Here is a 24,156-nt window from a genome sequence, read left to right as displayed (position 1 = left end):
TAGTTCGCATGACTTTTGACGCCGCCGATTCTCCGACCGCTCTTCCGCTTGCTCAGGTGACGCCAGATCGTTTCGACGCTGGCGAGGCAACGCCCGCTGCCGTGCTTTCCGGTGAGGTTCCCGCTTCTCAGGCTGCGCACCCCCTGTCGGTTTTCGACATGTTCCGCATCGGTATCGGCCCGTCGTCGTCACACACGGTTGGTCCGATGCGCGCCGGTCTTGCGTTTACAGGCGAGTTGGCGTCGTTGCTCGCCAGAGATAAAGGGGACGAGGCCGCCTCCACGTCTCAACGCTCCCCCGAAGAAGGGGCGGAGTCGCAGGCGCCGTGCCGCATTACGATCGACCTGTTTGGTTCGCTTGGCGCGACGGGTCGCGGGCACAACACTGACCGCGCAGTCTTGCTGGGCCTTGCGGGCTACAGCCCGGAGAGCGTTGAGATTGATACGGTTGAGGGTATTTTCCCGGCGATTGCCGCGACCGGTTTCTTGCCGACTCCGTGCGGTCAGGTTCCTTTTGATATTGCGCGCGATATTCGTTTCGTTCCGCGCACGGTGTTGAAGTATCACGTGAACGCTCTGACGATCACGGCGTGGCGCGAAACTGATGGCCACGAGAAAATTCTGGAGCACACCTATTACTCGGTGGGCGGTGGCTTCGTGATGGTGCAGATGAATGATGACGTGGATAATCCGGAGGTCGCATCGCTGGCGACCGGCATGAGCGCCGCGACAATTGATGCTCCTGCGCCGTTCTTCTTTACGACCAGTGCACGCCTGCTCCACGAGTGTAAGCAGTCTGGTTTGCGCATCTCCGAGTTGGTTCGTCGTAATGAAGAAGCTGTGCGAACTGCTCAAGATCTCGATGAGTATTTGGATGCGATCGCGGACACGATGTTTGAGTGCGTGGATGCCGGAACCAGTGCCAGTGGCATTCTTCCGGGTGGTTTGGACGTCCCTCGTCGCGCGAAAGCACTGAGCGCAAAACTGTCCGAACGTGCTCGTACCAGCTGCGAACCGCTTCCCGGTGCTCCCTGGGCCTCGAGTCCCGACGACCCGATGCGCGCGATGGACTGGGTGAACCTGTTCGCGCTGGCGGTCAACGAAGAGAACGCTGCCGGCCACCGCATCGTCACCGCGCCGACGAATGGCGCTGCGGGCGTGATTCCTGCGGTCCTCGGCTACCTGGTCTCCTACTGCCCTGAAGCTGGTGCAACGATTGGTGCCGCATCGGCTCCGGCGCTGTTCGACTCACCTGAGGCTCCTTTTGCTCATGTGCGTTTCGGCTCAAAGGGGGTCGAGGTTCTTTCCGGCGCTTCCGACATTCACGGGGAGGCGTGGGCGCGCAGGCGTAAGGCAGTCCATGATTTCTTGCTTGCAGCAACGGCGATTGGCTCGCTGATTAAGACGAACGCGTCGATTGCTGGTGCTGAAGTTGGCTGTCAGGGCGAGGTTGGTTCAGCGTCCGCGATGGCGGCCGCAGGCTTGGCCGAAGCGTTGGGTGGAACCCCCGAACAAGTTGAGAATGCCGCGGAAATTGCGATGGAGCATTCACTGGGGCTGACCTGCGACCCTATTGCTGGCCTGGTTCAAATCCCCTGCATCGAACGCAATGCGATCGCCGCGGTGAAGGCGATTAACGCGGCACGTATGGCCCTCTGGAGTGATGGTCGGCATACGGTGTCGCTGGATGCCGTCATTGAAACGATGCGCCAAACCGGCAACGACATGCTGTCGAAGTACAAGGAAACGTCGACGGGCGGCCTGGCCGTGAACGTCGTCGAATGCTGAGCTCACATCATTTGCTCCCACTCGATAGGGACATTTACCTCTCGTAGCGGTACCCAACAGGCGCGCCACCAGTAGTAGTGGTTCATCTACCACGACCCCTACATATAGGGAGGGTGTGCGCAATCCACCCCCTACATGTAGGGGTCTGGCATATGCGACACGCCGATGACGCACACGAATTTTGAGGCAGTTTTTTCCATTCGCATCCGAAGTTATCCACAGGTAGGCACATATGTGTTCGCCTCCATGCACATGCGTGTGGACCTGGAACCGAAGAATGACAATCGTGTGATTTCCGCATAATCATGCCCTCTTCGAGGTGCTCTGTAAAACGATTTACCCACGGTTCAACGGACAATTTTTATATGAACAGTAAGCCCATCCACACCGTATTCACAGATCCGCCTCCCTCTATCCACAGTCTGAGTCACACAACGTTACGACCACAACATGTTGTGCCTATTCCTTCAAGCACCCACAAGGTGTAGTGTTAAGAGGTCTTCGGGATACCCCCTGAAGATACGCGTTTCCATCTCTTTAATTAGGAGAATCCCATGACGATCACCGTCTACTCGAAGCCCCGTTGCCCCCAGTGCGACGCAACCTGCCGCGCTCTCGACAAGCAGGGTCTTGACTACACGAAGATCGACGTGACGGAAAACCTCGAAGCGCTCGATTACATCAAGGGCCTCGGCTACCAGCAGGCTCCTGTCGTCATGGCTGGCGACACCCACTGGAGTGGCTTCCGCCCGGACCGCATCAAGGCCGTCGCAGTTGCGGCAGCTGCCGCAACGCCCCTCGCAGTCGGCCAGGCCTGATCTTTTCTTCCGTCCCGGTTACCGATAGAGGTGGCCGGGGCGAACTGCGTTCACGGACAGAGTTTCACGAACGCGATGACGATCCCCGGCAACATTCTCAAACAGTACTGAGATGTCCGGCCTCGTCAATACAATCGAATCGCACCTAGGCGCACGGTGCGCCACACCACAGCAGCACAAACGGCAGGTCCATCATGGTGAACATCGTTTACTTTTCCTCAGCAACCGGGAATACTCGCCGGTTCGTTGAGAAGCTTGGCCTGCCCGCGCAGCGCATCCCGCTGCTGAAAAGCGACGAGTTCCTGCACGTCGACCAGCCCTACGTGCTGATTGTTCCCACATACGGCGGGGGCAACCTCAAGGGCGCGGTTCCCAAGCAGGTCATCGCCTTCCTCAACGACCCGGGTAACAGGTCTCACTGCGTGGGAGTCATCTCATCAGGAAATACGAATTTCGGCACCGCGTACTGCCTCGCAGGCGATATCGTTGCAACGAAGCTGAGTGTCCCCCATATGTATAAGTTCGAGCTACTCGGAACCCCCGAGGACGTCTCACGAGTTCGAGAAGGACTGAAAGAGTTTTGGCAGAAAATCTCACCGACACAGGCGTAGAAGAAATCAGTAACCCAGAGCTCGATTACCACGCTCTGAACGCCCAGCTGAACCTCTACGATGCCAATGGCAAGATCCAGTTCGACGCAGATCGTAAGGCAGCTCGCCAATACTTCTTGCAGCACGTCAACCAGAACACCGTCTTCTTCCACGACCTGGAAGAAAAGATGGAATACCTGGTTGAAGAGGGCTACTACGAGCAGGCTGTTCTGGACCAATACGAGTTCCAGGACATCAAGGACCTGTTCAAGCGCGCCTACGCGCACAAATTCCGCTTCCCCACGTTCCTCGGCGCGTTCAAGTACTACACGTCCTACACGCTGAAGACGTTCGACGGTAAGCGCTACCTGGAGCGTTTCGAAGACCGTGTTGCGATGGTCTCCCTGTACTTGGCTCGCGGAGATGTGAAGCTCGCTCAGCAGTTCGTGGAAGAGATCATGGCCGGCCGTTTCCAGCCTGCAACCCCGACCTTCCTGAACGCTGGCAAGGCTGCGCGTGGCGAACTCGTATCCTGCTTCCTGCTACGTATCGAAGACAACATGGAGTCGATCGCCCGTGGCATTAACTCTGCTCTTCAGCTGTCGAAGCGCGGTGGTGGCGTCGCCCTGTCGCTGACGAACCTGCGTGAAGCCGGCGCTCCGATTAAGAAGATCCAGAACCAGTCCAGTGGCGTTGTCCCGGTCATGAAGCTTCTGGAGGACTCCTTCTCCTACGCGAACCAGCTGGGTGCGCGTCAAGGTGCGGGTGCCGTTTACCTCAGCGCACACCACCCGGACATCATGCAGTTCCTCGACACGAAGCGTGAGAACGCTGACGAAAAGATCCGCATCAAGACCCTGTCGTTGGGCGTTGTGATCCCCGATATTACGTTCGAACTCGCGCGTAACAACGAGGACATGTACCTGTTCAGCCCCTACGACGTCGAGCGCGTCTACGGCGTTCCCTTCTCTGAAATCTCCGTTTCTGAAAAGTACCGCGAGATGGTTGACGACGGCCGCATTCACAAGAAGAAGATCAACGCTCGTCGTTTCTTCCAGACCCTCGCTGAAATTCAGTTCGAATCCGGCTACCCGTACATCGTCTTCGAAGATACTGTGAACCGCGCGAACCCGATCAAGGGCCGCATCACGATGTCGAACCTCTGCTCCGAAATTCTGCAGGTGTCCGAGGCCTCGACCTACAACGCTGACCTGACCTACAGCCACGTCGGCAAGGACATTTCCTGCAACCTGGGTTCGTTGAACATCGCCAAGACGATGGATTCTGAGGACTTCTCGACAACGATCGAAACGGCGATCCGCGGTCTGACCGCTGTCTCCGACCTGTCGGATATTCAATCGGTTCCCTCGATTGCTCGAGGCAACGCGATGAGCCACGCGATCGGCCTGGGCCAAATGAACCTGCACGGTTACCTTGCTCGCGAACACGTCATGTACGGCTCTCAAGAGGCTCTGGACTTCACGAACATGTACTTCCTGGCTGTCGCCTACGAAGCAATCAAGGCGTCCTGCCTGATCGCGAAAGAACGCGGCGTCTCCTTCGAAGGCTTCGAGGATTCAAAGTATGCGTCCGGCGAGTACTTCGAGAAGTACATCAATGGCACGTGGGAACCGGCCACGGACAAGTGCCGTGAGTTGCTCGCAAAGTCGACGATCCACATTCCGACGGCTGACGATTGGAAGGCTCTAGCCGCCGATGTGAAGCAGTACGGCATGTACAACCAGAACCTGCAGGCGATCCCGCCGACCGGCTCGATTTCGTACATCAACAACTCGACCTCGTCGATCCACCCGATCGTTTCTCAGATTGAGATCCGTAAGGAAGGCAAGATCGGTCGTGTCTACTACCCGGCTCCGTACATGACGAACGAGAACCGCGAGTACTACGTGGACGCCTACGAGATCGGCCCGGAGAAGATCATCGACACCTACGCGGTTGCTACTCAGCACGTGGATCAGGGTCTGTCGCTCACGCTCTTCTACCCGGATACCGTGACGACGCGTGACATTAACAAGTCCTACATTTACGCGTGGAAGAAGGGCATCAAGACCCTGTACTACATGCGTCTTCGTCAGATGGCGCTGGAGGGCACCGAAGTTCAGGGGTGCGTGTCCTGCATGCTCTAAGCATTCAGTCTGCCACCTGCCCCCCGGCGCGGTGGTAGTTGGCCACTGAGAATCCCGGCCTCGTTGATTTGAATTCACGAGGCCGGGATTTCTTTTCCCACTTTCACAGTGCATTGCCCAAACGACTAGGGAATTGCTTGATTGTTGCACTCTGACGGAAAGGGGACGTTACGGGGGTTGATCGGGGATTAGTCAGGGGAGTCCCCACTATTGAGGTGCACCCGCCTTTCCTAGACTGGTATCAACATCAAGTTGAAGGGACATTCTGATGGATCAGCAGTCGAACCCCGAAGAAGCCGAAAAGCAGGAAGGCACCCCAGCTGAAGAGCAGGTCATTGAAGCGAACGCTGAAGAAGCAGAGGTAGCACCTGCGGATACTGACTCGCCAGAGCCTGTTGCACAGAAGAATTCTCCGCTAGAAGAAGCAACAGAACTGCTCCCGACCGAGGAGACAACCGAGGAGACAACTGAGCTTCCCGTTGGCGATTCCACTGTGGGCGCTGTCGAAGAAACCATGGTGCTTCCCACTAAGGACACCGCTGAGACGACGGAACTTGCCAGTGAACCCGCCCCTGAAGTGAAAGACGTTGAGGCGGATGTAGTCGAGGATTCAACCCCGACTCAGCCAACGTGGGAACAGAATCCGTGGGCATCGCCGGCAAGCGAGCAGCCGACAACCGCTAGCCAGGGTGCCTACACCGCACCGCAGTTCGATCAGCAGAATCCTTACGGGCAACCGGGTGTCCAGCCCGAGCACCCATACGGCCAGTACAACGGCGGTCAGTATGGAGCCCAGGCACCGTATGGGATGACGTTCCAGATGACTCCTCTGGCGCAGGAATTGAAGTCGAATTCGACCATCGTCTTGATCCTCGGCATTCTCGGACTGGCGCTCATCGGCCTCTTTGGTTCGATTCCCGCGTGGCTGTGGGGTAATTCGATCCTGCGCCAGGCTCAGGAAAACGGGGTCAGCGCCGACATCGTGTCGAATGCGAAGGTCGGTCGCATTCTCGGCATTGTCGGTGTTGCCTTGTGGGGCGTTGCGACAGCGTTTCTCGTGTTGTTCTTCTTGATCGCCGCGCTCACCGTACTGTTTGTTTAGCGACGCTCTGCTGGTGAGCTCACCGCATTCACCGAACTGACTCTCCCGCTCACTGCGACATTTCGGAGGCATTCTCCGAAATGTCGCAGTGAGCGGTTGTTTTTTTCGCGCAATATCTCATCCCAAAACCATGTGCGACTAAAGTCCTAGAGGTGTTATGCTCAACACAACCCGACGCAACGGCGCTTCGGGGCATCCCAGCTAGCACGCTGGCTCCCAACTCGCACCACTATCCGAGCCCACCACCTCGGGCCCCGATGATGCGACAACGCTAGGAGCTCCTTATGACTGAGACTACTTTCCAGGCCGTGGCGATGATCATCTACCTATTGGCGATGGTCATGATCGGTCTTTTCGCATACAACCGCACTAAGAGCCTTGACGACTACATGCTCGGTGGCCGAGATCTTGGCCCCGGCGTCGCAGCCCTTTCCGCAGGCGCAGCCGACATGTCCGGCTGGCTCCTCATGGGCCTGCCCGGTGCGCTCTACCTCAACGGCCTCATCGAAGGCTGGATCGCAGTTGGCCTGACCCTCGGCGCATGGCTGAACTGGAAGTTCACCGCCCCCAGGCTTCGCGCATACTCGAAGATCGCATCGAACTCGATCACCGTTCCATCGTTCCTCGGCCAACGCCTACGCGATACCTCCAATATTGTTCGTATCGTTGCCGGCCTTGTCATCACCGTGTTCTTCACGTTCTACGTTTCATCGGGCATGGTCGCCGGTGGCGCGTTCTTCGAATCATCATTCGGCATGGACTACCACCTGGGTATGGTCATCATCGCTGCGACGACAGTGCTGTACACGCTGGTCGGTGGCTTCCTTGCCGTATCGTGGACCGACGTCGTTCAGGGCATCATGATGCTGATCGCGCTCATCCTGGTGCCGGTTGTGGGCATCATCCACGTTGGTGGCTTCTCCAATCTGATGAGCGAAGTGAACCGCATCGATCCGACGATCCTCTCGCTCACTCACGGTGAAGGCGCCCTGTCCGGCGCAGCAATCCTCGGCATCGTGTCGGCGCTCGCGTGGGGCCTCGGCTACTTCGGTCAGCCGCACATCATCGTCCGCTTCATGGCACTGCGTTCTACCGCGGAGGCCAAGCAGGGTCGTCGCATCGGTATCAGTTGGATGCTCCTGTCCGTGATTGGTGCAGGCATGACAGCAATTGTCGGCATCGCCGTCTACCAGCATGACGAAGGAAAGCTCGCGAACCCCGAAGGCGTCTTCATCAGCCTCGGGCAGTTGCTCTTCCACCCCTTCATCGCAGGCTTCATGCTTGCAGCGATCCTCGCCGCCATCATGTCGACCATTTCATCCCAGCTTCTGGTGACCTCGTCCGCACTGGTCGAAGATATCTACCGCGCCTACACGAAACGCGAACTGAACGGCGCTGACGGTGTTCTTGCTGGCCGTATCGCGGTTGGCGTGATCGCTCTGATCGCAGCGCTTCTGGCGTGGCAAAGATCCGACTCGATTCTGGGTCTGGTGGCGTTCGCGTGGGCCGGCTTCGGCGCATCATTCGGTCCGATCGTGATCCTGTCACTGTACTGGCGCAAACTCACCTCGGCAGGCGCAATCGCCGGCATGGTGACCGGCGCGGTCGTCGTTGGCATCTGGGGCAACATTTCGGGTGGCATCTTCGACCTGTACGAGATCGTCCCCGGCTTCCTTCTGAACCTCATCGTTGCGGCCATCGTGTCGCGTGCAACGTGGAAGCCAAACCCGGACATTGATGCCGAGTTCGACCAGACAATCGCAGAAACTCAGGGCATCTGACGCCTCAGCTTCGCGCTACTTCGCCACGAACGCAGGTGGCGCGAAGCAGTCAGATCCCTCTATTTCAGAATTGACGAGGCCACCTCGCCCACTGAACCGCCACGGCCTGAAACGGGGTGGGCGGCCTCGTCGACTGAACATCACCGCACTGAATCTTTCCAACTCACTCACACACCACTGAACAAAGTAATCGAGGAAGAATGTCTGAATCAGAAAACCCCACCACGGATTTCGAAACGATCGTTGACCGCGCGCTTGCTACCGCGAGGCGTTGGGCGACATCATCGACACAGTTCCCGACTGACCCGGCAGCACAGTTGCTGGCCGGCGTGTTGAAGGACGAAGAGGGCTTGGATTACACCGTTTCATTCGTTGACGGAGTGGTTCGCCCCGAAGACCAGAAGGTGGCCGCACGCCACCTTGCCGAGGTCGGCGCGAAGAACCCGAAGTTCTTGCCGTGGTATCTGCGCACCCCTGCACTGATTGGCGGGAAGGCTGGCACGCTAGTTCCGTCAATCGCTGTTCCCGCCGCCCGCAAGGTGTTTGCACGCCTTGTTGGTGATCTTGTTGTTGATGTGTCCGACGAGAAGCTCGGTCCAGCAATCGAGCGACTTCGTAAAGATGGCGCGCGCCTGAACATGAATCTGCTCGGCGAAGCCGTGCTGGGCGAGAAGGAAGCTCGCAAGCGCCTCGACGACACTCGTCGTCTGTTGGAGCGCCCGGATGTTGACTACGTTTCACTGAAGGTTTCGGCGGTGACCGGCCCGCACAACCCGTGGGGATACGACCAGATCGTTAACCACGCGGTGCGCGAACTGCTTCCGCTCTACCAGTACGCGGTCAGCGCCGGTGGCAAGTTCATCAACTTGGACATGGAGGAATACCACGACCTTCAGCTGACGGTCGACGTGTTCAAGACAATCCTCGACCGTGAAGAATGCCTGGGTCTGCGTGCCGGCATCGTGCTTCAGGCCTATCTGCCCGACACCCTGAACGTCATGAAGGATCTGCAGGAATGGGCAGCAGCACGCAGAGCGCGTGGCGGAGCACCGATCAAGGTGCGTGTCGTGAAGGGCGCAAACCTGGCAATGGAGCGCGTCGATGCCGCGATGCACGGCTGGGATCTGACGACCTGGGATTCGAAGCAGTCGACGGATGCGAACTACGTGCGAGTCCTGGATTGGGCGATGCACCCCGATCGTATTCAGAACGTCAACATCGGCGTCGCGGGACACAACCTGTTCACAGTCGCCTGCGCATGGGAGCTGGCGAAGGAACGCGGTGTTACCGACCACGTTGAATTCGAAATGCTGTCCGGTATGGCGATGCAGCAGGCGGCCGCAGTTCGTCAGGAAGTCGGCAACCTGTTACTGTACGTGCCCGTCGTTCACCCCGACGAATACGACGTTGCCATCGCGTACCTGGTGCGCCGACTGGAAGAAAACTCCGCGGACGATAACTTCATGGCGTCGATCTTCGATATCGGCACCTCGCAAGTGTCATTCGATAAGGAAAAGACTCGCTTCCTTGCCGCAGTTGAGCAGATGAAGCGCGAGGGAATCAGCCGTGTTGGCGCAAATCGTACCCAGGACCGCACGTCGGAAACTGCCGACGACCTGGCTGCACCGTTGAAGGACTCGAACGGTAACTGGGTCTTCGCGAACACTGCGGATTCGGATCCGGCTCTTCCGGTCAACCTGCAGTGGGCACGTGAAATCGCCGAGCGTATCCCGACCTCAACTCTGGGAACTTCGACCCTTGAAGCGGGGACGATCACTGATCGCGAAACCCTGGACACCCTCGTCGAGGCGACCGCGAACGCCGGCAAGGAATGGGCGGCCCGTAGCGCCGCAGAGCGTAGCGATATCCTGCACCGCGCAGGTGTTGAGCTGGCCCGTCGTCGCGCGGATCTGATCGAGGTTGCCGGCTCCGAACTGGGCAAGTCCCTGGAGCAGGCTGACGTCGAGGTTTCCGAAGCTACCGACTTTGCCCACTACTACGCACAGCTTGCTCTGGAGCTCGAAAAACTCGATGGCGCCCAGTTCACTCCGGTGGATCTGACCTTGGTTACTCCGCCGTGGAACTTCCCGCTGGCAATTCCTGCCGGTGGCGTTCTGGCCGCTTTGGCTGCAGGATCGGCTGTCATTTTGAAGCCTGCTGATCCGGCTGGTCGCTGTGGCGCCGTTATTGCCGAGTGCCTGTGGGCTGCGGGTGTCCCGAAGGATGTCCTGCAGTTTGTCTCCGTCGGCGAGGACACGCTGGGTAAGGACCTCGTCACGCACCCGCGTGTGGGTCGCGTTGTCCTGACAGGCGCGGCTGGGACGGCTGAACTGTTCCGCTCCTGGGATCCAACGATGAAGATCATGGCAGAAACTTCGGGTAAGAACTCGATCATCATCACTCCGTCGGCCGACCTTGATCTGGCCGTAAAGGATGTTGTGAACTCAGCGTTCGGTCACGCTGGTCAGAAGTGTTCTTCCTGCTCCTATGTGATTCTGGTCGGTTCGGTCGGCTTCTCGAAGCGCGTGCGCAACCAGTTGCTTGACGCGGTTCGTTCCCTGCATGTCGCCTGGTCGGATGACCTGAGCGCTCAGATGGGTCCGCTGGCGACCGAGCCGACCGGAAAGCTACTGCGCGGTCTGACCACGTTGGAGCCAGGTCAGAAGTGGGAAATCACCCCAAAGCCTCTCGATGACACGAACCGACTGTGGAGTCCTGGTGTCCGCTCGGGTGTCCAGGTCGGTAGCGAGTACCACTTGACCGAATACTTCGGCCCGATCCTCGGCATTATCCGCGTCGATACGCTCGATGAGGCGATCGAAGCGCAGAACATGGTCGAGTACGGTCTGACCGCCGGCCTGCACTCGCTGGATCCGGACGAAATCAACTACTGGCTGAACAACGTCGAAGCTGGCAACGTGTACGTTAACCGCGGTATCACGGGCGCGATCGTGCGTCGCCAGCCGTTCGGTGGCTGGAAGCGTTCAGTTGTCGGCGAAGGCACGAAGGCCGGTGGCCCAAACTACCTGCTGGGCTTCGGTTCGCTGGCGTCCGCGCCACTCGATTCCGCTCCGTCGACGCACACGTTGAAGCCTCAGTTGCGTGATCTGCTCGATTCGGCGTCCGAGGTGCTTGACGGCGAAGAGATGGAGCGTTTGGCGAAGGCAATTTCGTCGGATAACGAGGCCGCGTTCACCGAATTCGACGTCTTACATGACCCGAGCGCGGTGCCCGCGGAGCGCAATATTCTACGTTACATTCCAGCACGTGCAACGATTCGCGCCGGAGCGGGCGCTTCGCTGACCGATATTCTGCGCGTCATCTCGGCTGGCGTGGCAACGGGTTCCTTCGCTTCGAATCCACTGGGTGAGGGAATGATTCGCGAGACCACCGGCGGCGGTTGGGGCGATGTTGAGCTGACCGTTTCCACGACCACACCGCTACCCACGTCGATCGCGTCGCTACTGGCGCACATGGGTATCGGGGTTGTTGTCGAAGACTTCGATCAGTTCACTATGCGTCTGACACAGGTGGAATTCAACTACGACGAGCGTATTCGTCTCATTGACGAGGCCGGCGACGACCTGCGTTGCGCCGTGGGTGGCTCGATTGACGTGGCCGTCTGGGATGGCCCCGTCACAAACTCTGGCCGTGTAGAGGTTCTGCCGTTCGTTCACGAGCAGGCAGTGTCGATCACGAACCATCGTTTCGGTAATCGCACTCCCCTGTCGACGCAGGTCTTGCAGGGCTGACTGAGGTGCCCCTGTGCGGGGTACTGCACAGGCTTCCTCAACCGTGTGAGTGAGGAATAGCGCCGGCGGGCATCGGAAAGCGACCACGTTATGTGCGTGGAATGCCCGCCGGCGCGACCTGTGCCCGGGGTGGAGCGACCCGATACGATAGGGGCATGGTCCCTCGCTTTCACACCGACGATAAGTTCCACAAACGCTCTGGCTCTGACACAGAGTTGATTCGTGACCTCGACCGTCTAGATGGTCGCTCCTACGGGTCGTATAAGTCGGTGATCGGCGACTGGGATTACGGCGATTTTTCGCTGAGCATTGATCGGATTCAGTCCGACCCTTACGCTCCTCCGTCGTCGATTCGCGCAACTGCGAAACCTGATCGAATGGGCTTGCCACCTGAAGCATTGGCCAATGGTCAGGCTCGTCTGGCGACGGCTGACTTCCTGGCGCGAGCCTTCGAGGTAGCAATCAGAAACCGCATTCGTGGTGGTGCCATTCGGATCGCTCACCCGGGTCCAGAGATCCTGCAGCGTTCAAGCGCGAAGGTGATGCCCGATCATGTTGAGATCCGTTTCCAGGTTCAGATGCCTGCGCGAGGTCGAACGATCATGGGCCGCGAAGCTGCCCGTATTTTCGACGTGGATATTCCGAACATTGTGATGGACACGTTTGATTTTGTGTCTGACGATGACATCACCATCGCCAAGACTTCTGCCTTGAAAACCCACATTGCAACGTACGAGGATCATTGCGCTCTGATCGATTCTCTGGCGGAAAACAACTGGGTGTCTTTTATCGCCGATGGCTCGTTGCTTGCCCGTAAGTCGGGGATTTCGCAGGTTCCGATGGACGCCGATACCGCGGTAACTTTTGAGTCCCCGCAGACTCTGCGTCAGACGGTGAACCTTCCTCACGCGGGCACAGTCAGTGGCATGGCAATTGCTCCCGGTGTCACCGTAATCGTCGGCGGTGGCTACCACGGCAAGTCGACGCTATTATCAGCAATCCAACGAGGCGTGTACGCGCATGTTCCAAGCGACGGTCGCGAACTCGTAGCAACTCTTCCGGACGCCATGAAGGTACGCGCAGCCGATGGTCGTACCGTGACCGGAGTCGATGTTTCTCCCTTTATTTCACATTTGCCGGGCGGCGCGAACACGACGAACTTCTCGACGTCGAACGCTTCAGGCTCAACCTCTCAGGCTGCGGCGATCATGGAGGCTGTGGAACTCGGCTCTCCTCTTCTGCTGATCGACGAAGACACTTCGGCAACGAACCTCTTGATCCGTGATGAGCGTATGCGCGCCCTCGTCGCCACCGAAAAAGAGCCGATCACTCCCCTCGTTGACCGTATCGGAGCTCTTGCAAAGCAGAATGTTTCAACGATTATGGTCATGGGCGGTTCTGGCGACTATCTGGACGTTGCCGACTGCGTCCTCATGCTTGACACTTACCGTTGCGTGGACGTCACCGCCCGCGCCAAGGATGTAGCTGAACACATGCCGCGGCCTCGTAATGACAAGCAGGAATTCGCGATGCCCGCGCCTCGTATCCCCCATCGCCTGCGCCCCACGTCCGACCGCCCGAAGACAAAGTCCGCGGGCCTGGACGAAATCACGATCGACCGCCAGACAATCACCCTGACGGACGTGGAGCAAATCGTCGATCCGGGTCAGACCGAAGCAATCGCGTGGGCGGTCCGAGGAGTTTTGGAAAACTATGCTGCCGGCAAGATGGCGCTAGCCGAACTGCTTGCTCGTCTTGAACGTCAGTTCGCATCCGAAGGCTTGGACGCGCTGACAAAGTTCGGGGCACGCTCATACCCGGCATTCTTGGCTCGCCCGCGACGCGTCGACATTGGGGCCGCGATCAACCGTTTCCGCGGGCTCAGTATTGTCGCCACCGACTCCGTGGAAAAGGACTGAGCCCCCTCTATTCGAGGTTAATCGGGGACATCCCCCACAAGAAAATGGGGGTGGAAATGGGCGCTTCCCTCATAGTGCGTAGCTCGTTGCTCGGCGCACAGTTGAAGCATGAGCATTTCACTTCCACAATCTCAGTCAGTCTCATCCGTTTCGTCGTCCGCGCCCGTTGTCGCGCTTGATCACGTATCCAAGATTTACGGTCAGGATGATACGCGCGTCGCAGCGCTCGACGACGTCAGCGTCGACTTTTACGAGCACACCTTCACCGCCATTATGGGTCCGTCGGGCTCAGGTAAGTCGACCATGCTTCACATGCTTGCCGGTCTCGATTTGGCGACCAGTGGCGAGGTTCGGATCGAAGGTAAAACCTTGTCGCAACTGGATGATGACGCGTTGACCCGTCTTCGTCGCGACCGCATCGGTTTCGTATTCCAGAGCTTCAACCTTGTTCCCACTCTTGATGCGCGCGCAAACATTGAGCTTCCCCTTCACTTGGCCGGACAAAAGCCTGACCGCCGTTGGCTCTCCATGATCATCGACGTGCTCGGCATCGGGAATCGCTTGAAGCATCGCCCGCAGGAAATGTCTGGTGGCCAGCAGCAACGCGTCGCCGTTGCCCGTGCGCTCGCATCGAAGCCAGCAGTGATCGTCGCCGACGAACCGACCGGCAACCTGGACTCCGCTTCCTCGCGCGAGGTCCTGCAACTTCTTCGCGCCACCGTTGATCAGCTGGGGCAGAGCGTCATCATGGTGACGCACGATCAAAACGCCGCTCTGATTGCCGACCGTGTCCTGGTGATGCGCGACGGAAAGATCCGCGCCGATCTGACCAAGCCGACCGAAGCTCAGCTGAGCGAGGCTGCACGATGAGCTCCATTAAACAACCGGGCGATTTCGCCCCTACATCCGAACCTCGTACCGACGCTTCCACAACGCGTGGAACCCTTGGCCACTTGCTCCGCGCCAACGTGAAGACGCACGGTCATCGCTACGTGGCGACCGGCCTCGCCGTCGCGATTTCAACCGCGTTCATCATGGTGTTCCTGGCACTCGGCAACGGCATGACCGCATCACTGACCGCGAGTGCGCGCGATTCCTACCACGGTGCTGCCGCGGTGGTCGAGGCTACTGACGAGTTCTACGATGCCGGCCACTCGGATCTTTTAGAGGTCACCGATCAGTTGAAGGCAACCGACGGTGTCACGGCAATTGCACCGCAACAGCGGGCCTTCCTCAATCTGTCGAATGGCGCTAAGCGCACGGTTCGCATGGCAAGCTCTACCCAGCCGGAACCTTTCCACCGCAGTGAAGTAACAGAAGGTGCCCTTCCGAACAGCGACACTGAGATCTTCCTCGACACGATCGCCGCCGACAACCTTGGCGTGAAGGTAGGCGACACGATTCAGGCAAGCGCTGCGTACACGCAGGATGCTTCTGCTCCAAAGACCAGCCTGACCGTTTCGGGCCTGATGAAAACCGGGCCGACGAGCCAAGGTGTTGCGATGATGACACCGGACGGCTTGGTTGCCGCGTCCAATCACTCGCAGTACACGACCAGCATTCTGGTTGCCTCATCGAGCGCCTCCCCGTCGATTGCTGAGCAAGAAAAGTTGGCGAACACGCTGACAACGACACTCGATGACACCGGTCTGACAGTAATGACCGGCCAAGCGGCATACGAAAGAGATCTTGAGCAACTGGCCGTCGGGTCAGCAACACTCAGAGCGATATTCCTGATCTTCCCCGTGATTTCGATGATTGTCGCAATTATCGTTGTTGCGACGACCTTCCAGGTGATAATGACTCAGCGGCGTCGCGAGCTCGCCCTGCTACGCGCCATTGGCGCAACGAAGAAGCAAACTCGGTCGTTGGTCATGCGCGAGGCCGCATTGATCGGCCTCATCTCGTCGGCGGTCGGTACCGCCGTGGGCGCATTGGGTGGGTTTGCGATCCTGAACGGGTTCGGGATTGTCTCGTTCTCTGACGCAGTTGTCTCGGCTGCCTCGCCGATCGCCTTGGCGGGCACGTGGGCAGCTGGCACGCTGATGACCATCGCCGCGAACCTGCGCCCCGCGCGCTCGATTGCTCGCATGTCTCCGATCGAGGCACTGGGTAATCAAACGGAAACCGCATCCTCGCAGAAGTCGCATCGCGTGTTCTTCATTGTTTCGCTCATCATTGCGACGCTTGCCTTCGCAGGTATGGGTGTTGGCCTGTCCATGCGTGGGTCAACCAGCGGTTTCCTGCTCGCATTCCTTTCCGGAATGGTCGCGCTAGTCGCCATGATGTGCGCATCGATCGTTTTCATCCCGGCTTTGGCACGTCTGTGGGGCAGTCTTGGACGGGGAACCACGTCAAAGCTGGCACGCGAAAATACTCTTCGCAATCCTGGTCGCACCGCAGCAACAGGTGTTGCTATCGCCATTGGCGTCACCCTGATCACCATGATGAGCGTGGGCGCAGCATCAATGCGTCAGACGCTCACTTCCGAGGTTGATTCTGCTCGTCCTTACGATCTGACCGTGCAGTCTGTCAGCGGTGAGCTACCCGCATCCGCTCTGTCGGAGGTCACTGGGACACAAGGTGTTGTCGCGGCGGTTGAGATTCACGGGACCAGCGGAACGATGACAGCGGGGACCGATTCGCTTGATGTCTTCATCGACGGCGTGCCCGACTTGAATCCGGTCGCACACTCCACGGTTGACGTATTGGATGATTCGACCGCAAAGTTTTCGAGCAGCACAGTGAAGACCGGAGACACGGTTCAGGTGTGTACCTCGAATGGAAAGTGTGCGGATTTCACCGCTCTCATCGATGAGCGCTCCCCGGCTGACTACGTTTCAATCTCTGCGAACGCCCTCGGCAAACTGGATTCATCAGCCGGTGTGAGTGCGATTCAAGTGAAGCTGGACGACCAGGCGAGTGCTACCGAAGTACAGTCCGCTCTGCTGTCGCTCAACGACCAGTACTCGGTGAACGGTACCGCTCTTGAACGCGAAACCTACAACCGGGCGATCGATCAAGTCCTACTGGTCGTGATCGGAATGCTCGGTATTTCGGTTCTGATTGCACTGGTCGGTGTGACGAATACGCTCAGTCTGTCTGTTGCGGAGCGCACCCGCGAGAACGGTCTGTTGCGCGCTCTTGGTATGACCCGCCGGAATATTAAGACAATGCTGAGTGTCGAAGCTGTCTGTATCGCGTTGGCTGGGTCAACCATCGGTGTGATTCTGGGGATTATCTTTGGAATCGCGGGAACATACGCCCTGCCTTTAAAGGATGTGACCATTGCAATCGCCATGCCGTGGGGAACGCTGATTGCGGTTGTTGCTGTGTCCGTGTTGGCCGCTTTGATTGCCTCGTGGTTGCCCGGACGCAAGGCTGCAAAGGTCTCTCCCGTGGAGGCACTGACGACTGAGTAACACGGCTCCGTGTCGGGGCTCGGGGTGCATCCATTCGGATGCACCCCGAGTTTCGTTCAAGCCCGAACCTCGTCGGTTTTTCGCGTGTTGCGTGGGACTACACGAACTGCACCTAGCGCGACGGATCTGGGGTTTTCAGGGCAAAAGTGTCGCGTCAGATGCAGTTCGGGGCACAAAACCCGCCTCCTCACCGCACCACCTACACCCCACGCGACACAACCACGCCCTCAGACACTAAACCGTCGCGTCAGGTGCAGCCCGTGCACACAAACCGGTCAGTCTCTCAAAAACCAGCCAGTGAAAGCCCAACCACTCCCCTACTTTCGAGCGCGCACCGATGCCGTAAGAACGGTGAACAGGGAGTTCAAACGCTCATTGGCTGGCAGGTCGGCCAAGGTCATCATGTCTTCTTTGCCGAACCAGCGCATTTGACCACGGGAAGCATTAAACGCGCCGACGCGTGCGGTTGCCGGATTGACGGTGAAGGTGTCGATGCTGAGGCGCAGGCTCATTTACCCGTACGGGGCCATGTAAAACAATTGTGCATGGTGCGGGTTAAAGTCTGTGCATGAGCACATTCACCCTTCCACCTGTGGCCGAACGTCGATTTGGCTACCGCATCCGCGATATTCACGGCGATCATTTTGATGATGGCTGGGATTGGTTGCGCGATGAGTCGAATGCTGATGTGGTCGCGCACCTGGATGCAGAGAATCACTGGGCGGATCAAGTGTGTAAGCCAACTGAGTCATTGGCTGCAGCGATTACAGCCGAGGTGAAGGGGCATACGGCTCTGGATGATGTCTCGGTTCCCGTTTTGGACGGTGATTATTGGTATTTCCGCAAGTGGCATAAGGGCGATTCGTATGCGACGCATCATCGTGTGCCGGCCGATCGCAAGGGCATTGTTGATGCGTCTGCTCTTCCGCCTCAGCCCAGTGTTGATGATGTTCTTCCTGGCGAGACGCTGATTCTGGACGAGAATGCTCTGGCAAAGGGACAGGAGTTCTTTAAGGTCGCCGATATTCAGCCAAGCCCCGATGGTCGCTTAATCGCGTGGGCGCGGGACACTGCTGGGGATGAGCGCTTCACGTGGGTTGTTCAGGTTGCCGATACTGGCGAAATCGTTGATGAAGCCGTGGTTGACGCTGGTTATGGGCTGGCCTGGGCGGCGGATTCCGCTTCGTTTATTTACATCGGTGTGGATGATGCGTGGCGCGCGTGCGAAGTTTGGTGGCACCAGCTTGGCACCGGTCGTGATCAGGATCGTTTGCTTCTGGTTGATCCTGACGAGCGTTTTGAAGTGGGGATTTCCGATGGTGGGGACCCGTTCCATGTTCTCATTCATTCAATGTCGTCGACCGCTGGTCAGGCATGGGTGTGGTTGCCGGATCGTCCGTCAACGCGCCCACTTCCAGTAACTGGTCTGACAAAGCGTGTGATGGTGACGGTGGATTCTGCTGGCGATCACCTGCTTCTGGTGCACACTGCTCTGTCACAAGAGGGCACGCTTGCCGTTGCCACTTATCCGTCGGATCTTATTTCGCTGGCAACTCCCGTTGATGCTGACTATTCACGTAGCTCTCTTGGCGATCGCGCAACTGGATCAGCGATTGAGATTGACGAAACCGCGCCTTTTGCTCCCCCATCTGCGTGGGTCACTGTGCGCGAAGCGGGCACAGGCGAACGCCTGCTCGAAGTGGAAGCTAGGGCATCGTTCTGCGTGCTTTCTATGCGTTCGAATGCTCTGACACAAGTGGAGTACCGGGTACGAAACACGGCTCTTGACGTCAGTGGAGATGCCCGGCCTCGTCCCCTTTCGGGCGACGAACTGGGCGAACTCTGGGGCTGCGGACACTTCGTCGACGCCGAGGCTCCGGTGCGCACGATCGATTCCGTCGATGGACCGCGCTTTGATGACCATTTCTTCCGCGTGCGCGTTCAGTCGCAGATTCAACCGGAAACAACGATCCAAGTTGATCCGTTCAGCGGTGGAACGACATTACTGAAGGTCGCGGAGGCTCCCGGCTGGGATCCGTCCACGATGGTGGAAGAGCGTGTGTGGGTAACGGCTCGCGATGGGAAGACTCAGATCCCGGTTACGTTGATTCACGGGGTTGATGTGCGACCTGACGGCACACATCCCGGGTGGGAATTGGGATATGGGTCGTACGAGGTCTCCTATGACCCCGAGTTTGAGACGCTCCGCCTGCCAATCTTTGAGCGCGGTGTGGTGTTTGCGATCGCGCATATCCGTGGTGGTGGCGAACTGGGGCGCGCGTGGTATGACGATGGGAAGGAAGCCGTGAAGGTGAATACTTTCACCGACTTCATTGACGTTGGGCGTTGGATGGTCGAATCAGGGTGGGTTGCTCCCGGACGCCTCATTGCTGAGGGACGAAGTGCCGGTGGTCTGTTGATGGGTGCCGTGTTGAATATGGCTCCCGACCTGTATCGAACGGTGATCGCTGGCGTTCCTTTCGTCGACGCTCTGACGACAATCTTGGATCCGAGTCTTCCTTTGACGGTCGGTGAATGGGAAGAGTGGGGTAACCCCATTGAAAGCCCGGAGATCTTCCGGATTATGAAGGGCTACACGCCGTACGAGAACGTGCCAGAAAACGTCACTCTGCCAGCGGTTATGGCAACAACGTCAGTGAATGACACACGCGTTGAATTTGTTGAGCCGACCAAGTGGGTCCAACGCCTACGAGAAGCGTCAGGGCAGAACGCAGATGCTGACCTTGCCGCCTCGCGTCCGATTGTTCTGCGTACTCAGATGGTTGCAGGTCATGCTGGGCCGTCTGGCCGTGAAGGGCGCTGGAAGGCTCGCGCCGAAGAGTTCGCTTTCGCGCTCGGGCAGGTCGGAGTTCGCGAGCCCGCAGCATCGGAACTAGGTACGTCTGAAGCATCCGAAGCAATGGACAAGGCTGGTGATCAGCGATGACGCCTGCAGGTAACCGTATCGTTGCTGCCGTTGACGGTTCTTCACTTGGGAATCCTGGTCCCGCCGGCTGGGCGTGGGTCGTTGACGCCACTTGCTGGGATGCCGGTGGCTGGGAATCGGGGACGAACAATCTGGGTGAACTCACCGCTGTTCTTGAGCTGTTGAAGGCCACGGAAGCTGCTGGGTTTGCTGACTGTGAGCTCCATATCTTGGCCGATTCGCAGTATGCGATCAACGTGATCTCTCAGTGGATGCACGGGTGGAAGAAGCGCGGTTGGGTGAAAGCCGATAAGAAGCCGATCAAGAACCTTGAACTGATTCAAGAAATTGACCGTGTCATCGCTGGGCGGAACGTAACCTTCGAATGGGTGAAAGGCCACGCTGGGCACACCATGAACGAGCTCGCCGATGACTTCGCGCGCGGATGCGCCGAGGAATATCAGGCGGGTCGCATCCCCAAGCCTGGCCCCGGATTTGCTGGTAGTGGGGGAGAAACTCCCGCTTCGCAGTCCAACGAAACCGGTGATTTCGGCGATGATTCCGCGAGCGCAGTCGCGGAGCCGGCGGTTTCTTCTTCTGACTCTTCTTTCATGGAGATGCGTGACGGTTCCGGATCGGACAACAGGTCGCGTCTGATTGAGAATGAAAAGGTGTTCCTCACCGCCTGGCTTACAGGAGAATCATCGGTTTTAAAGCAGATTGCAGCCTCGGACTGCACGCGCGTTTGGCCGAACGGGAACGTGACCACGACGTTGGAGGGCCCTGTTCCCCTCGACGCGAAGATCAGTCGCATGACGGTGACTCCCGCAGGAAGCGCTTGGCTTGTTCGCTACGAGATGCGATGGAAGAACGGCGCCAGCGTTGAGCTGTCGGTCTGGGAGCCAAGTGAGAATTCGCGTGGGCTGAGCCTGGTTCATCATCAGACAACCTTGAAAGGTTAAGAGGCAGGCCACACTGACGTCCACGGTGCGTCCCTCGAACGAGCAGTAGCGACCCACGCGCAAGATTTGCTGAGTGATGTCCAGCCTGCAACCGCACTCCCGCAAAGAGCCAGCTTGCTCTCGGTTCACTGACATCGTTGCGGGTATGCGAATTGGATCGCCCGCCCGCGATACAGTGGGTTCATGCTCGTGAACTCGTATATTCAGCACTCTTGCACCGTCAATGAACACCGTTTCGTCGTCCCGTTGGATCACCGGAAGACGCTGAACGCACCCGCATCGACTCCGCAGACGCTGGAAACGATCGAGGTTTTCGCGCGCGAGGTGATCCGCCCCGGTGGCGAAAACCTCCCCTACTTGGTGTATTTGCAGGGGGGTCCCGGTTTTGGCGCGCCTCGTTCGGGTGACTTCCGCGATGGCTGGCTTGGGCGTCTGCTCGACGACCACCGCTTGGTTCTATTAGATCAACGAGGCACTGGCCAGTCGGGACGCCTTGATGCGCGCAGTTTGGTGGAGTCCGGTCGCTTCGATAACCCGGATGGGTCCATCAACGACCAGGCGTTGGCTGATTACCTGATGCTTTTCCGCCAGGATCAGATTGTCTGGGATGCCGAGCATGTTCGCCGTGAGCTGGCTGGCGACGCACAGTGGTCGACTCTGGGCCAGAGCTTCGGCGGATTCATCACGACCGCTTATCTGTCGCTCGCCCCAGAGGGCCTCGAAAAGTCACTACTTACGGGTGGTTTGCCGGGCCTTACACATGTTGACGAAATCTATCGCCGGACATACGCCGCCACGGCGAAGCGTAACCAGACCTACTTCTCGCGCTACGCATCCGACGAGCGCACGATCCGTGAAATCGCCGCTCACCTGCGCGACACCGAAGAACTACTGCCAACAGGAGAACGCCTCAGCCCCGCACGATTCCGCATGATCGGCATGGGCCTGGGAACAACAACGCGCACAGACATGTTGCACTACCTGCTCGAAGGCCCGTGGACGACGGTGCGTGGGCAGCGTCGTCTGTCACACCAGTTCCTCGAAGGCATCGCGGCGGAAATTGCAGGTACACCCATGTACGCGGTCCTGCACGAAACAATTTATGCGGGTGCGACCCCCGACCTGGCGGGCACGACAACGAACTGGTCCGCCGACCGTCTAGCCGAAGAAATCCCCGGTTTCGCTAAGGATGCCGATCCACTCGACGAATCTGAGCCCTACTACCTGACCGGCGAGCACATGATGCGCCGTTTCTTCGACGAGGATCCGTTCCTCCGCCCGTTCGCCAAAGCCTGCGACATTCTGGCGACACGCACGGATTGGCCGGCCGTCTACATTCCCGAGGTTCTGACTCACAACACCGTCCCGGTCGCAGCAGCCGTCTACTACGACGACATGTTTGTGCCTCGTGAACTGTCCCTCGATACCGCGGCGACAATCCGTGGCGCACGCACGTGGATCACGAACGAGTACCAGCACGACGGTCTGCGCGCGTCCGGAACGAACGTTATCGACCACCTTTTCGAGTTGGTACGCGACTGAGCACCGACTCCCTGGCTCCGCCTGCGATAAGAGCAGAGCCAAGATCGGCAGGCGGCCTCGTCGATTGGTGCACACTCGATGTGTGCGCAACTGGCCGATCTCACAAGATCGGCCGCCCGCCCACCTCACCTACCCACCCACATCGCGGGTAGGCTATGTCCATACCCCCAAACGCCCGCGCTTGGATACGAAGCACACCCCGGATTGAAAGAAGACCAGTGAGCACTCAGCCTGTTTTTGAAGCGATCAACTGGAACCGCATTGAGGACGAGAAGGACCTCGAGGTCTGGGATCGCCTCACCGGCAACTTCTGGTTGCCTGAAAAAGTGCCGTTGTCGAACGACATTCAGTCCTGGAAAACCCTGCACCCGGACGAGCAGCTGATGACGAACCGCGTGTTTACCGGCCTGACTCTGCTGGACACCCTGCAGGGCACCGTCGGCGCAATCTCCCTTATCCCCGACGCGCGCACCCCGCACGAGGAGGCCGTCTACACGAACATCGCGTTCATGGAGTCCGTGCACGCGAAGTCGTACTCCTCGATCTTCTCGACCCTCCTGTCCACCGAGGAGATCAACGAGTCCTTCCGCTGGTCGGAAGAGAACGAGCCCCTCCAGAAGAAGGCCGAGATCGTGAAGTCCTACTACGAGGGCGACGATCCGGCCAAGCGCAAGGTCGCCTCGACGATGCTCGAGTCCTTCCTCTTCTACTCGGGCTTCTACGCTCCGATGTACTGGTCGGCGCACGCGAAGCTGACGAACACCGCTGACCTGATCCGCCTGATCATCCGCGACGAGGCCGTTCACGGCTACTACATCGGCTACAAGTACCAGCTCGCCGTCGCCGAGTCCTCTCCCGAGCGCCGCGACGAGCTCAAGGATTACACCTACTCCCTCCTCTACGAGCTCTACGAGAACGAGGAGCAGTACACGGAGGATCTCTACGATCCGCTCGGCCTCACCGAGGACGTGAAGAAGTTCCTGCGCTACAACGCGAACAAGGCGCTGATGAACCTCGGCTACGAGGCCCTGTTCCCGGCCGACGAGACGAACGTGAACCCGGCAATTCTGGCGGCTCTGTCGCCGAACGCCGACGAGAACCACGATTTCTTCTCGGGCTCCGGTTCCTCCTACGTCATCGGCGAGATCGTCGACACCGAGGACGAGGACTGGGACTTCTAAGGCCCCTCCTTCAAGACAACTGACAAGGGCCCTGGCAACCAGCACGGTTGTCGGGGCTCTTTCGTTTCACCCCTGGATTTATCCTAGAAATCGTGGAGAAGCGTCCGCAAAAAACCCTCACTTTCGCGTTGACGGTTAAACTGTTTTTGTTACGTGTGTGCATTTACGCTCACGCGAAGCGTTTTTCCGTTGGAAGAGAGTCGATATTTCGGCGATCAACCGCCAGA

General features: G+C 58.5%; 15 protein-coding genes. 14 read left to right on the top strand and 1 reads right to left on the bottom strand.

All coding sequences use genetic code 11. From position 1 onward, the window contains the following. The first annotated feature begins 8 nt into the window (after nucleotides 1-8). The 10 genes from AC5RE1_RS07420 to AC5RE1_RS07375 all read left to right on the top strand — a co-directional run bounded on the left by AC5RE1_RS07420 (nucleotide 9) and on the right by AC5RE1_RS07375 (nucleotide 17,318). Nucleotides 9-1,787 carry an L-serine ammonia-lyase, iron-sulfur-dependent, subunit alpha gene (locus tag AC5RE1_RS07420; RefSeq protein WP_493938524.1) on the top strand — a complete coding sequence of 593 codons (1,779 nt, stop codon included), beginning with the start codon at nucleotides 9-11 and terminating at the stop codon, nucleotides 1,785-1,787. A gap of 554 nt (nucleotides 1,788-2,341) precedes the next feature. Then, nucleotides 2,342-2,605 (top strand): glutaredoxin-like protein NrdH, encoded by a 264-nt coding sequence (gene nrdH / locus AC5RE1_RS07415; protein WP_101628451.1) that lies wholly within the window; start codon nucleotides 2,342-2,344, stop codon nucleotides 2,603-2,605. 194 nt (nucleotides 2,606-2,799) lie between these two features. Then, nucleotides 2,800-3,216, top strand: coding sequence for a class Ib ribonucleoside-diphosphate reductase assembly flavoprotein NrdI (gene nrdI, locus AC5RE1_RS07410; protein WP_103632827.1), 417 nt, complete (start codon nucleotides 2,800-2,802; stop codon nucleotides 3,214-3,216). Further along, on the top strand, nucleotides 3,186-5,342 hold the full coding sequence (gene nrdE, locus AC5RE1_RS07405) for a class 1b ribonucleoside-diphosphate reductase subunit alpha (protein WP_493938523.1): 2,157 nt from the start codon (nucleotides 3,186-3,188) through the stop codon (nucleotides 5,340-5,342). Before nrdI ends, nrdE begins: the two co-directional genes overlap by 31 nt. A 268-nt stretch (nucleotides 5,343-5,610) precedes the next feature. Further along, the gene (locus AC5RE1_RS07400; RefSeq protein ID WP_493938522.1) at nucleotides 5,611-6,444 is read left to right on the top strand and encodes a hypothetical protein; all 834 of its coding nucleotides are present in this window, start codon (nucleotides 5,611-5,613) and stop codon (nucleotides 6,442-6,444) included. A 284-nt stretch (nucleotides 6,445-6,728) separates the two neighbouring features. After that, a complete protein-coding gene (putP, locus tag AC5RE1_RS07395) occupies nucleotides 6,729-8,225 on the top strand; it encodes a sodium/proline symporter PutP (protein ID WP_493938521.1) in 1,497 nt (498 codons plus the stop codon). 200 nt (nucleotides 8,226-8,425) lie between these two features. Next, the gene (locus AC5RE1_RS07390; protein WP_493938520.1) at nucleotides 8,426-11,977 is read left to right on the top strand and encodes a proline dehydrogenase family protein; all 3,552 of its coding nucleotides are present in this window, start codon (nucleotides 8,426-8,428) and stop codon (nucleotides 11,975-11,977) included. Nucleotides 11,978-12,132: 155 nt separating this feature from the next. Further along, on the top strand, nucleotides 12,133-13,896 hold the full coding sequence (locus tag AC5RE1_RS07385; protein WP_493938519.1) for an ABC-ATPase domain-containing protein: 1,764 nt from the start codon (nucleotides 12,133-12,135) through the stop codon (nucleotides 13,894-13,896). Between the two features lie 108 nt (nucleotides 13,897-14,004). Further along, nucleotides 14,005-14,766 (top strand): ABC transporter ATP-binding protein, encoded by a 762-nt coding sequence (locus AC5RE1_RS07380; RefSeq protein WP_464813068.1) that lies wholly within the window; start codon nucleotides 14,005-14,007, stop codon nucleotides 14,764-14,766. Continuing rightward, nucleotides 14,763-17,318 (top strand): ABC transporter permease, encoded by a 2,556-nt coding sequence (locus AC5RE1_RS07375; RefSeq protein ID WP_493938518.1) that lies wholly within the window; start codon nucleotides 14,763-14,765, stop codon nucleotides 17,316-17,318. Before AC5RE1_RS07380 ends, AC5RE1_RS07375 begins: the two co-directional genes overlap by 4 nt. Nucleotides 17,319-17,635: 317 nt before the next feature. Here AC5RE1_RS07375 and AC5RE1_RS07370 read toward each other — a convergent pair whose 3' ends face one another. Next, nucleotides 17,636-17,830 carry a hypothetical protein gene (locus AC5RE1_RS07370; RefSeq protein ID WP_006680654.1) on the bottom strand — a complete coding sequence of 65 codons (195 nt, stop codon included), beginning with the start codon at nucleotides 17,828-17,830 and terminating at the stop codon, nucleotides 17,636-17,638. A gap of 56 nt (nucleotides 17,831-17,886) precedes the next feature. Between AC5RE1_RS07370 and AC5RE1_RS07365 the strand changes: the two genes are divergently transcribed. The 4 genes from AC5RE1_RS07365 (at nucleotide 17,887) to nrdF (ending at nucleotide 23,929) form a co-directional block, all read left to right on the top strand. Then, complete coding sequence (locus tag AC5RE1_RS07365) at nucleotides 17,887-20,265, top strand: S9 family peptidase (RefSeq protein WP_006680653.1); 2,379 nt, start codon at nucleotides 17,887-17,889, stop codon at nucleotides 20,263-20,265. Further along, on the top strand, nucleotides 20,262-21,206 hold the full coding sequence (locus AC5RE1_RS07360; protein WP_103632836.1) for a ribonuclease H family protein: 945 nt from the start codon (nucleotides 20,262-20,264) through the stop codon (nucleotides 21,204-21,206). Before AC5RE1_RS07365 ends, AC5RE1_RS07360 begins: the two co-directional genes overlap by 4 nt. A gap of 183 nt (nucleotides 21,207-21,389) precedes the next feature. Next, nucleotides 21,390-22,748: an alpha/beta fold hydrolase gene (locus AC5RE1_RS07355; RefSeq protein ID WP_103632837.1), complete on the top strand. Its 1,359-nt coding sequence runs from the start codon at nucleotides 21,390-21,392 to the stop codon at nucleotides 22,746-22,748. Nucleotides 22,749-22,966: 218 nt separating this feature from the next. Then, nucleotides 22,967-23,929 (top strand): class 1b ribonucleoside-diphosphate reductase subunit beta, encoded by a 963-nt coding sequence (nrdF, locus tag AC5RE1_RS07350; protein ID WP_103632838.1) that lies wholly within the window; start codon nucleotides 22,967-22,969, stop codon nucleotides 23,927-23,929. Nucleotides 23,930-24,156: the final 227 nt, after the last annotated feature.

Source organism: Actinotignum sp. usb-actsch-rep-73, assembly GCF_059082735.1.
Note: the sequence above shows the minus strand (reverse complement) of the source record. Positions and strands in the feature narration are given on the sequence as shown.

What these genes read in the sequence shown, in the direction of transcription:
- AC5RE1_RS07375 (WP_493938518.1), top strand. Translation starts at nt 14,763, where the DNA reads ATGAGCTCCATTAAACAACCGGGCGATTTCGCCCCTACATCCGAACCT.
- AC5RE1_RS07380 (WP_464813068.1), top strand. Translation starts at nt 14,005, where the DNA reads ATGAGCATTTCACTTCCACAATCTCAGTCAGTCTCATCCGTTTCGTCG.
- AC5RE1_RS07400 (WP_493938522.1), top strand. Translation starts at nt 5,611, where the DNA reads ATGGATCAGCAGTCGAACCCCGAAGAAGCCGAAAAGCAGGAAGGCACC.
- nrdI (WP_103632827.1), top strand. Translation starts at nt 2,800, where the DNA reads ATGGTGAACATCGTTTACTTTTCCTCAGCAACCGGGAATACTCGCCGG.
- AC5RE1_RS07360 (WP_103632836.1), top strand. Translation starts at nt 20,262, where the DNA reads ATGACGCCTGCAGGTAACCGTATCGTTGCTGCCGTTGACGGTTCTTCA.
- AC5RE1_RS07370 (WP_006680654.1), bottom strand. Translation starts at nt 17,830, where the DNA reads ATGAGCCTGCGCCTCAGCATCGACACCTTCACCGTCAATCCGGCAACC.
- putP (WP_493938521.1), top strand. Translation starts at nt 6,729, where the DNA reads ATGACTGAGACTACTTTCCAGGCCGTGGCGATGATCATCTACCTATTG.
- nrdH (WP_101628451.1), top strand. Translation starts at nt 2,342, where the DNA reads ATGACGATCACCGTCTACTCGAAGCCCCGTTGCCCCCAGTGCGACGCA.
- AC5RE1_RS07420 (WP_493938524.1), top strand. Translation starts at nt 9, where the DNA reads ATGACTTTTGACGCCGCCGATTCTCCGACCGCTCTTCCGCTTGCTCAG.
- AC5RE1_RS07390 (WP_493938520.1), top strand. Translation starts at nt 8,426, where the DNA reads ATGTCTGAATCAGAAAACCCCACCACGGATTTCGAAACGATCGTTGAC.
- AC5RE1_RS07385 (WP_493938519.1), top strand. Translation starts at nt 12,133, where the DNA reads ATGGTCCCTCGCTTTCACACCGACGATAAGTTCCACAAACGCTCTGGC.
- AC5RE1_RS07365 (WP_006680653.1), top strand. Translation starts at nt 17,887, where the DNA reads ATGAGCACATTCACCCTTCCACCTGTGGCCGAACGTCGATTTGGCTAC.
- AC5RE1_RS07355 (WP_103632837.1), top strand. Translation starts at nt 21,390, where the DNA reads ATGCTCGTGAACTCGTATATTCAGCACTCTTGCACCGTCAATGAACAC.